Source organism: Mycobacterium sp. UM_CSW, assembly GCF_000455205.1.
GTDB lineage: Bacteria > Actinomycetota > Actinomycetes > Mycobacteriales > Mycobacteriaceae > Mycobacterium.
In genome coordinates this window covers 20,351-28,612 of the sequence record NZ_AUWQ01000115.1, presented here as the reverse complement: position 1 = coordinate 28,612, position 8,262 = coordinate 20,351, and the positions used below count along the sequence as shown (strand labels likewise).

Here is an 8,262-nt window from a genome sequence, read left to right as displayed (position 1 = left end):
TCGACGCGATCATCGGCGCGGCCGCGGGGCGACCGCCGGAAGCCATCGACCCGGTGCTGCTCGACCTGCTCCGGCTCGGCGCCTACCAGCTGCTGCGCACCCGGGTCGACGCACACGCCGCGGTGTCCACCACGGTCGAGCAGGCTGGGATCGAATTCGATTCGGGCCGAGCGGGTTTCGTTAATGGTGTGCTGCGCACCATCGCAAGGCGGGACGAGAAGTCCTGGGTCGACGAGCTGGCCCCCGACCCGTCGCGGGACCCGGTCGGGCACGCCGCGTTCGTGCACGCGCACCCGCGCTGGGTCGCCCAGGCCTTCGCCGACGCGCTGGGCGCGGCCGCCACCGAGCTCGACGCGGTGCTGGAAAGCGACGACGCGCGGCCCCAGGTGCACCTGGCGGCCCGGCCCGGGGTGCTGACCGCCGCCGAGCTGGCCGAGGCCGTCGGTGGCTCCGTCGGCCGGTATTCGCCGTACGCGGTGTACCTGCCGGGCGGGGATCCCGGGCGGCTGGCGCCCGTGCGCGACGGCACCGCGCTGGTCCAGGACGAGGGCAGCCAGCTGGTGGCTCGCGCGCTGACGCTGGCGCCGGTCGAGGGCGACACCGGGCGGTGGCTGGACCTGTGCGCCGGCCCGGGCGGCAAGACCGCGCTGTTGGCCGCGTTGGGCGCGGAATCCGGGGCGCGTGTCACGGCTGTGGAGCCGTCGCCGCGCCGCGCCGACATGGTCGAGGAGAACACCCGCGGGCTGCCGGTCGACGTGCTCCGGGTGGACGGGCGCGAGAGCGGCCTCGAGCCCGGCTTCGACCGGGTGCTCGTCGACGCGCCGTGCACCGGCCTGGGCGCGTTGCGGCGCCGCCCGGAGGCCCGGTGGCGGCGCCGGCCGGCCGACGTGCCGGCGCTGGCCAAGCTGCAACGCGAGCTGCTGGCCGCGGCGATCGCGCTGACCCGCCCCGGCGGCGTGGTGCTGTACGCGACCTGTTCGCCGCACCTCGCGGAAACCGTTGGCGTGGTTGGCGACGCGCTGCGCCGTCATCCGGTGTCCGAGCTGGACACCCGGCCCCTGTTCGACCCCGTGACCGGGCTCCCGGAGGGAAGCTCGGTGCAGCTGTGGCCGCACCGGCACGGCACCGACGCGATGTTCGCGGCCGCGCTGCGCCGCGTCTGAAGTGAGGTTCGCCCCCGGGCTCAGTAGTGTGACGCTCATGCCTCGCAGTAGCGCGGGACCGCTGATCGCCCCGTCGATCCTGGCCGCCGATTTCGCCCGACTCGCCGACGAAGCGGCCGCCGTGCGCGGTGCCGACTGGTTGCACGTCGACGTGATGGACAACCACTTCGTGCCGAACCTGACCATCGGCCTGCCCGTGGTCGAGGCCATGCTGGCCACCACCACCATCCCGATGGATTGCCATCTGATGATCGAGGATCCGGATCGCTGGGCGCCGCCCTACGCCGAGGCGGGCGCCTACAACGTCACCTTCCACGCCGAGGCCACCGACAATCCCGTCGGCGTCGCCCGCGACATCCGCGCCGCCGGCGCCAAGGCCGGGATCAGCGTGAAACCGGGCACACCGCTCGAGCCGTACTTCGAAATCCTGCCGCACTTCGACACCCTGCTGATCATGTCGGTCGAGCCCGGTTTCGGCGGCCAGAGCTTCATCCCCGAGGTGCTCGGGAAGGTCCGCGCCGCGCGCAAGCTGATCGAGGCGGGGGAGTTGACCATCCTGGTCGAGATCGACGGCGGCATCAACGAGGACACCATCGAGCAGGCCGCCGAAGCCGGCGTCGACTGCTTTGTCGCCGGGTCGGCGGTGTACGGGGCGGAAGACCCGGAGGCCGCGGTCGAGGCGCTGCGGCGGCAGGCCGCGGCCGTGTCACCGCACCTGCGCGCATGAACCAGCCCCAGTCGGTCGACAGCCTCGACGCGGCCATGCGTCTGGCGATCGAACACTCCTACCAGGTCAAGGGCACCACCTACCCGAACCCGCCGGTCGGGTGCGTGATCGTCGACCCCGAAGGGCACGTCGTCGGCGTCGGTGCCACCGAGCCCGCCGGCGGCGACCACGCCGAGGTGCTGGCGTTACGTCGAGCAGGCGGCCTGGCCGCCGGCGGCATCGCGTTCGTCACCCTCGAGCCGTGCAATCACTACGGCAAGACGCCGCCGTGCGTCAACGCCCTGATCGAGGCCAGGGTGGGCACCGTCATCTACGCCGTCGGCGACCCGAACGCGATCGCCGGCGGGGGCGCGGGGCGGCTGCAGGCCGCCGGTGTGCAGGTGCGGTCGGGCATCCTGGCCGATCAGGTGGCCGCCGGACCGCTGCGCGAGTGGCTGCACAAGGTGCGCACCGGGCTGCCGCATGTCACGTGGAAGTACGCCAGCAGCGTCGACGGCCGCAGCGCCGCCGCCGACGGCACCAGCCAGTGGATCTCGAGCGAGGCGTCCCGGTTGGACCTGCATCGCCGCCGCGCCATCGCCGACGCGATCGTGGTCGGCACCGGCACCGTGCTGGCCGACGACCCGGCGCTGACCGCCCGGCTGGCCGACGGCTCGCTGGCTAACCGCCAACCGCTGCGGGTGGTGGTGGGCATGCGCGAAATACCGCCCGAGGCAAAGGTTCTCAACGACGACTCGCGCACCATGGTGATTCGCACCCACGACCCAATGGAGGTCATCAAGGCGCTGTCGGACCGCACCGACGTCCTGCTCGAAGGCGGCCCCACCCTCGCCGGCGCCTTCCTGCGCGCCGGGGCGGTCAACCGGATCCTGGCCTACGTGGCGCCGACGCTGGTGGGCGGTCCGATCGCCGCCGTCGACGACGTGGGGGTGCCCACCATCGCGCGGGCGCTGCGCTGGCAGTTCGACGGGATCGACCGGGCCGGTCCCGACCTGGTGCTCAGCCTGGTGCCGCAGGGCGGCTAGCGGCTAAGGGGTGGGCGCCGGGTTGATTTCCGCCGGCTCCTCGGCGACTTCCGGTTCCTCGGCGTGCTCCTGGCGCCCGCTGACCAACAGGCCCAGCAGCGCGCCCACCACACAGATGCCGACGGTGACCAGGAAGATGTCGCCGTACATCGCCGCGAAGGCCTTGATGTACATGGTGCCCTGAGCGAGCACGCGTTCCAGCAGGGTGGCGTCCGGCGGGATCGCCGCCGTCAGGCCGGCCACGATCTGGTTGAACCGGTAGAAACCCCAGGCCGTCAGCGCGGCGACGCCGATCAGCATGCCCGTCATGCGGGCCACCACCACCGCCGCCGAGGCGATGCCGTGTTGCGCGGCCGGGACCACCCGCAGCGCCGCCGACGACAGCGGCCCGATCACCAGGCCCAGGCCGAGGCCGGCCACCAACAGGTCGGCGTGGATCGTTGGCACGCTGAACAACCCGAAGACATTGACCTTGTGACCCAAGATATCTTCGCGCCAGTAGTGGATCAGCCAGTACCCGTAGGCGGCGATGAGCAGGCCGATGAAGATCATGATCCGGTCGCCGACGCGGGTGGCGATCCAGCCGCCCAGCACCGCGCCGATCGGCAGGGCGATCAAGAACCACAGCAGCAGGCCGGCCGCCTGGTTCTGGTTCATCTGCAGCACGCCCTGCCCGAACAGCTCCACGTCGACCAGCGTCACCATCAGCGCCGCGCCCGCGGCCAACGAGGCGCCCAGCGCCGCCAGGAAGGGGCGGAAGTGCACCCCGGCCGGGTCGATTAACCGGGTGCGGGAGAACCGCTCCCACACCACGAAGGCCACCGCGGCGACGATCGCGCCGATCACCAGCGGCAACCCGTAGCTCGGCAGCACCTGCTTGCCGTCGGGGTTGGGGTTGTACAGGCCGATCACCGCGAGCCCGAGCGCGACGGCCAGCAGCAGGCCACCGACCAGGTCGATTCGTTCCGGCGCCTCGGTGCGATCGCGCGAGGGCAGGCTGAACTGGATCATCACCATCGCGATCAGCGTCAGCGGGACGTTGATCCAGAACACGTATCGCCAGTCGTGAAACAACCAGACGATGAAGATGCCGTACAGCGGGCCCAGCACGCTGCCGAGCTCCTGCGCGGCGCCGATGCCGCCCAGCACGCCGGCGCGGTTGCGTTGCGACCAGAGGTCGGCACCCAGCGCCAGGGTGACGGGCAACAGCGCGCCGCTGGCCACACCCTGGATCGTCCGGCCGGCGATCAGCATGTGGAAGTCGCCGAACTGACCGGCCAGCGCGGTGACCACCGACCCCACGATGAACAGGCCCAGGGCCGCCTGCAGCAGCAGCTTGCGGCCGAACCGGTCCGACGCCCGGCCCAAAAGCGGCATGGCCGCGATGTAGCCCAGCAGGTACATCGTCACGATCCAGGTGATCCGCTGCAGCTGGTTCACCGGGATCCCGACGTCGGACATGATGTCGCGCATGATGGTGACCACGACGTAGGTATCGAGGGCCCCGAGCAGCACCGCAAGGCTGCCCGCGCTGATCGCGACGCGGCGTCCGGCCCGAACGCTCATGAGATCACCGGGGGCTTGGTGACGTTGACCGGCGCGCCCCAGTTGGACATGTTCATCTGCAGCGAATTGCCCGAGCTCTTTTCCAGGCTGGCCTGAACCAGCTGGTGGTCGCCGTTCTCCTGGATCCACACCGTGCCCGGCACCTGCCCCGATGCGGTGAACTGCGGAACGAGCTTGTTCACCGCGTCCGCGGAGAACTTCCCGCTGATCTTGACGGCGTCCTGTCCGTTGATGTTGTCGCGCCCCTCGGCCTTGGCGTCGGTGAAGTTGTTCAGCGCGTTGGCCAGCCCGGTGTCCGGGTTCAGGATCACCGAGACGTCGTAGATGTCGGACGCCTTCCCGAAATCGCTCCACTTGTTCGGTGTGAGCGTCGCGTACAGGTCGCCGTCGACGACGACGAAGTCGGCTTGAATGTCAGACCCCCCGACGGTGAGCGTGGCGTTTCCGGACGCGGCGGTGGCCGGTGCGTTGGTGAGGTCGCCCGTCAGCACCTTGATGGGCAACCCCGGAATCTTTCCGTTCACCTTGATCACGAGGTGGGCGCTCTTAACGTTCTTGGTCGTTGCGGCGGATTGCTTGACCAGGGTCGTGCCGTCGGGGAGCGGCCCGCCGCTCACCTTCGAGCCCGAGGAGCAACCGGCGACCAGAGCGGTGGCGAGAGTCAGGGAAGCGAGGACGGCCAATAGACGGTGGCGAGTCGGCATACCCTGCATCGTAGAGGGTGCCCATGACCGGCTCGGGAAACGCGGGGCCCGCTCGGCCGCCCATCGGCCCGTTAACCTGGTGCAATGTTCACCGGAATTGTCGAGGAGCTCGGGGAGGTGACCGGCCGCGACGTCCTCGATGACGCCGCGCGGCTGACCATTCGGGGGCCGATGGTGACCGGCGACGCCGGGCATGGCGATTCGATCGCCGTCAACGGCGTGTGCCTGACGGTCGCTGAGCTGCTGCCGGACGGCCGATTCACCGCCGATGTCATGGGCGAGACCCTGAACCGGTCCAACCTGGGCGAGTTGCAGGTGGGCAGCCGGGTCAATCTCGAGCGCGCCGCGGCCGTCAACAGCCGGCTCGGTGGACACATCGTGCAGGGGCACGTCGACGGCACCGGCCGGATCGTCGCCCGCACGCTCTCCGAGAATTGGGAGGTCGTGCGGATCGAGGTGCCCGCGGCGGTGGCCCGCTACGTCGTCGAGAAGGGGTCGATCACCGTCGACGGGATCTCCCTCACGGTGTCCGGACTCGGCTCGGAGCCGCGGGACTGGTTCGAGGTCTCGCTGATCCCGACGACGCGCGTACTGACCACCCTCGGTGCTGCCCCCGTCGGAACCCAGGTGAACCTTGAGGTCGACGTGATCGCCAAATATGTGGAACGGCTGATGAAAGCAGGCCGCTAGCAGCGGCGGGGTGATGTCGCTGCAGCGGCCTGCTCTCGGATCAGGTTGGGCGTGCCTGGTTACAGGCCGCGCCAGTTCGGGCCGTCCCAGTAGCCCCAGTCATTGAACTGGGCATTCCACACGACCTGGGCCCACGGCGCCCACGGCGGCGGCGGGGGCATCGGCCGCGCCCATGGCGGAGGTGCGCCGTAGCCGGCCGGGCCGCCATAGTTGTCGTCCCAGTCGCGGCAGTTGTTCCAGTTCTGGTAGGGGCCCCACCCGTTATCCCAGTGGTCGCCAGGGCACCAGTGGTGGTGATATGCGGGCGCTGGGGGAGGCGCCGCCTGGGCGGTGCCGGAAGTCAGCCCGAGCGCGGCCGCGGCCATTCCGCCGGCCGCCAACGCACCGGTGCACAGGCGGACCCATGTCTTGGTTTGCGTGTTTGTGTTCATGCCCCTCGCATTTCCCTTAATGGAGAGCCCAAAACGCCATCCGCCGTCCCGCGCGGCACCTCACACGTGGCTCATAGCTTGGGCTTACGCCGGGCTTATGCCGCGTGACCGGTTCGGCCAGAAAACCCGTGGCAATAACGGCGGCGGCGCGGTGGTTCATACTGAATGCAACTACGAGAGCAAGGCAGCAAGATGACGAGGTTGGACTCCGTCGAGAGGGCGGTTGCCGACATTGCGGCCGGTAAGGCCGTCGTCGTCATCGACGACGAGGAGCGCGAGAACGAGGGCGACCTGATCTTCGCGGCCGAGAAGGCGACGCCGGAGATGGTGGCCTTCATGGTCCGCTACACCTCGGGATACTTGTGCGTACCGCTGGACGGCTCGATCTGCGACCGGCTTGGGCTGCTGCCGATGTACGCGGTGAACCAGGACAAGCACGGGACCGCCTACACCGTCACCGTCGATGCGAGAAATGGTGTGGGAACCGGGATCTCGGCCTCCGACCGGGCTACGACGATGCGGCTGTTGGCCGATCCGGCCAGCGTTGCCGACGATTTCACCCGTCCCGGCCACGTGGTTCCGTTGCGCGCCAAGGACGGTGGCGTGTTGCGCCGGCCGGGTCACACCGAGGCCGCCGTCGATCTGGCCCGGATGGCGGGGCTGCAACCCGCGGGCGCGATCTGCGAAATCGTCAGCCAGAAGGACGAGGGCGCGATGGCGCAGACCGACGAGTTGCGGGTCTTCGCCGACGAGCACGACCTCGCGCTGATCACCATCGCTGATTTGATCGAGTGGCGGCGCAAGCATGAGAAGCACATCGAGCGCATCGCCGAGGCGCGGATACCGACCCGGCATGGGGAGTTTCGCGCCATCGGCTACTCCAGCATTTATGAGGACGTCGAGCACGTCGCGCTGGTTCGTGGCGAGATCGCCGGGCCCAACGCCGACGGCGACGACGTGTTGGTCCGCGTGCACTCCGAATGCTTGACCGGGGACGTGTTCGGCTCGCGCCGCTGCGACTGCGGCCCCCAACTGGACGCCGCGATGGCGATGGTCGCACGCGAAGGGCGCGGCGTGGTGCTGTACATGCGCGGCCACGAGGGCCGCGGCATCGGCCTGATGCACAAGCTGCAGGCATACCAGCTGCAGGACGCGGGTGACGACACCGTCGACGCCAACCTCAAGCTCGGCTTGCCGGCCGACGCAAGGGATTACGGGATCGGCGCGCAGATCCTCGTCGACCTCGGCGTTCGCTCCATGCGCCTGCTGACCAACAACCCGGCCAAACGGGTCGGGTTGGACGGGTACGGCCTGCACATCATCGAGCGGGTGCCGCTTCCGGTGCGGGCCAACGCCGAGAACATCCGCTACCTGATGACCAAGCGGGACAAGATGGGCCACGACTTGGTCGGGCTGGACGACTTTCACGAATCCGTGCATCTGCCAGGCGAATTCGGGGGTGCGCTTTGAGTGGTGGTGCTGGTATTCCGGACGTGCCGCCGCTCGACGCCTCGGGACTGCGGCTGGCCATCGTGGCGAGCACCTGGCATGCGGAAATCTGTGACGCGCTGCTGGCGGGTGCCCGCAAGGTGGCATCCGAGTCGGGCATCGACGACCCGACGGTGGTCCGGGTGATCGGGGCGATCGAGATCCCGGTGATCGCACAGGAACTGGCCCGCAACCACGACGCCGTCGTCGCCCTCGGCGTCGTAATCCGCGGTCAGACACCGCATTTCGACTACGTGTGTGACGCGGTGACGCAGGGGCTGACGCGGGTATCGCTGGACGCGTCGACGCCGGTGGCCAACGGGGTGTTGACCACCGACACCGAGGAGCAGGCGCTGGACCGCGCCGGGCTTCCGGAGTCGGCCGAGGACAAGGGCGCCCAGGCCACGGGGGCGGCCCTCGCCACCGCGCTGACGTTGCGTGACCTGCGCGCTCGGTCGTGACTTCGCC

Annotated in this window: 9 protein-coding genes; 6 read left to right on the top strand and 3 right to left on the bottom strand. The window is 69.7% G+C overall.

Annotated elements, in window-relative coordinates; genetic code table 11:
• From N415_RS27645 to ribD, 3 genes are all read left to right on the top strand, one after another.
• On the top strand, positions 1-1,163 hold a 1,163-nt coding region (locus tag N415_RS27645; RefSeq protein ID WP_068188635.1), incomplete at its 5' end, for an RsmB/NOP family class I SAM-dependent RNA methyltransferase.
• Positions 1,164-1,191: 28 nt separating this feature from the next.
• On the top strand, positions 1,192-1,890 hold the full coding sequence (rpe, locus tag N415_RS27640; RefSeq protein WP_152531612.1) for a ribulose-phosphate 3-epimerase: 699 nt from the start codon (positions 1,192-1,194) through the stop codon (positions 1,888-1,890).
• Positions 1,887-2,915 carry a bifunctional diaminohydroxyphosphoribosylaminopyrimidine deaminase/5-amino-6-(5-phosphoribosylamino)uracil reductase RibD gene (gene ribD, locus N415_RS27635; RefSeq protein ID WP_068188633.1) on the top strand — a complete coding sequence of 343 codons (1,029 nt, stop codon included), beginning with the start codon at positions 1,887-1,889 and terminating at the stop codon, positions 2,913-2,915. Before rpe ends, ribD begins: the two co-directional genes overlap by 4 nt.
• 3 nt (positions 2,916-2,918) lie before the next feature.
• Here ribD and N415_RS27630 read toward each other — a convergent pair whose 3' ends face one another.
• Both N415_RS27630 and N415_RS27625 read right to left on the bottom strand, forming a co-directional pair.
• Complete coding sequence (locus N415_RS27630) at positions 2,919-4,481, bottom strand: MFS transporter (RefSeq protein ID WP_068188629.1); 1,563 nt, start codon at positions 4,479-4,481, stop codon at positions 2,919-2,921.
• Complete coding sequence (locus N415_RS27625; RefSeq protein WP_068100604.1) at positions 4,478-5,185, bottom strand: LppX_LprAFG lipoprotein; 708 nt, start codon at positions 5,183-5,185, stop codon at positions 4,478-4,480. Before N415_RS27625 ends, N415_RS27630 begins: the two co-directional genes overlap by 4 nt.
• 84 nt (positions 5,186-5,269) lie before the next feature.
• Here N415_RS27625 and N415_RS27620 point away from each other — a divergent pair, with 84 nt between their 5' ends.
• A complete protein-coding gene (locus N415_RS27620) occupies positions 5,270-5,875 on the top strand; it encodes a riboflavin synthase (RefSeq protein WP_068188627.1) in 606 nt (201 codons plus the stop codon).
• Positions 5,876-5,934: 59 nt separating this feature from the next.
• Here N415_RS27620 and N415_RS27615 read toward each other — a convergent pair whose 3' ends face one another.
• Positions 5,935-6,306, bottom strand: coding sequence for a hypothetical protein (locus tag N415_RS27615; protein ID WP_068188622.1), 372 nt, complete (start codon positions 6,304-6,306; stop codon positions 5,935-5,937).
• A gap of 192 nt (positions 6,307-6,498) precedes the next feature.
• Between N415_RS27615 and N415_RS27610 the strand changes: the two genes are divergently transcribed.
• Entirely contained in the window at positions 6,499-7,776 is a 1,278-nt protein-coding gene (locus tag N415_RS27610; protein ID WP_068188619.1) for a bifunctional 3,4-dihydroxy-2-butanone-4-phosphate synthase/GTP cyclohydrolase II, read from the top strand.
• Entirely contained in the window at positions 7,773-8,255 is a 483-nt protein-coding gene (gene ribH / locus N415_RS27605) for a 6,7-dimethyl-8-ribityllumazine synthase (RefSeq protein WP_068126446.1), read from the top strand. The genes N415_RS27610 and ribH overlap by 4 nt, the downstream gene beginning before the upstream one ends.
• Positions 8,256-8,262 lie beyond the last annotated feature (7 nt).

Bases quoted from the DNA above. Each gene is read 5' to 3' on its own strand.
- N415_RS27630 (WP_068188629.1), bottom strand. From the start codon at position 4,481: ATGAGCGTTCGGGCCGGACGCCGCGTCGCGATCAGCGCGGGCAGCCTT.
- ribD (WP_068188633.1), top strand. From the start codon at position 1,887: ATGAACCAGCCCCAGTCGGTCGACAGCCTCGACGCGGCCATGCGTCTG.
- N415_RS27620 (WP_068188627.1), top strand. From the start codon at position 5,270: ATGTTCACCGGAATTGTCGAGGAGCTCGGGGAGGTGACCGGCCGCGAC.
- N415_RS27625 (WP_068100604.1), bottom strand. From the start codon at position 5,185: ATGCCGACTCGCCACCGTCTATTGGCCGTCCTCGCTTCCCTGACTCTC.
- N415_RS27615 (WP_068188622.1), bottom strand. From the start codon at position 6,306: ATGAACACAAACACGCAAACCAAGACATGGGTCCGCCTGTGCACCGGT.
- N415_RS27610 (WP_068188619.1), top strand. From the start codon at position 6,499: ATGACGAGGTTGGACTCCGTCGAGAGGGCGGTTGCCGACATTGCGGCC.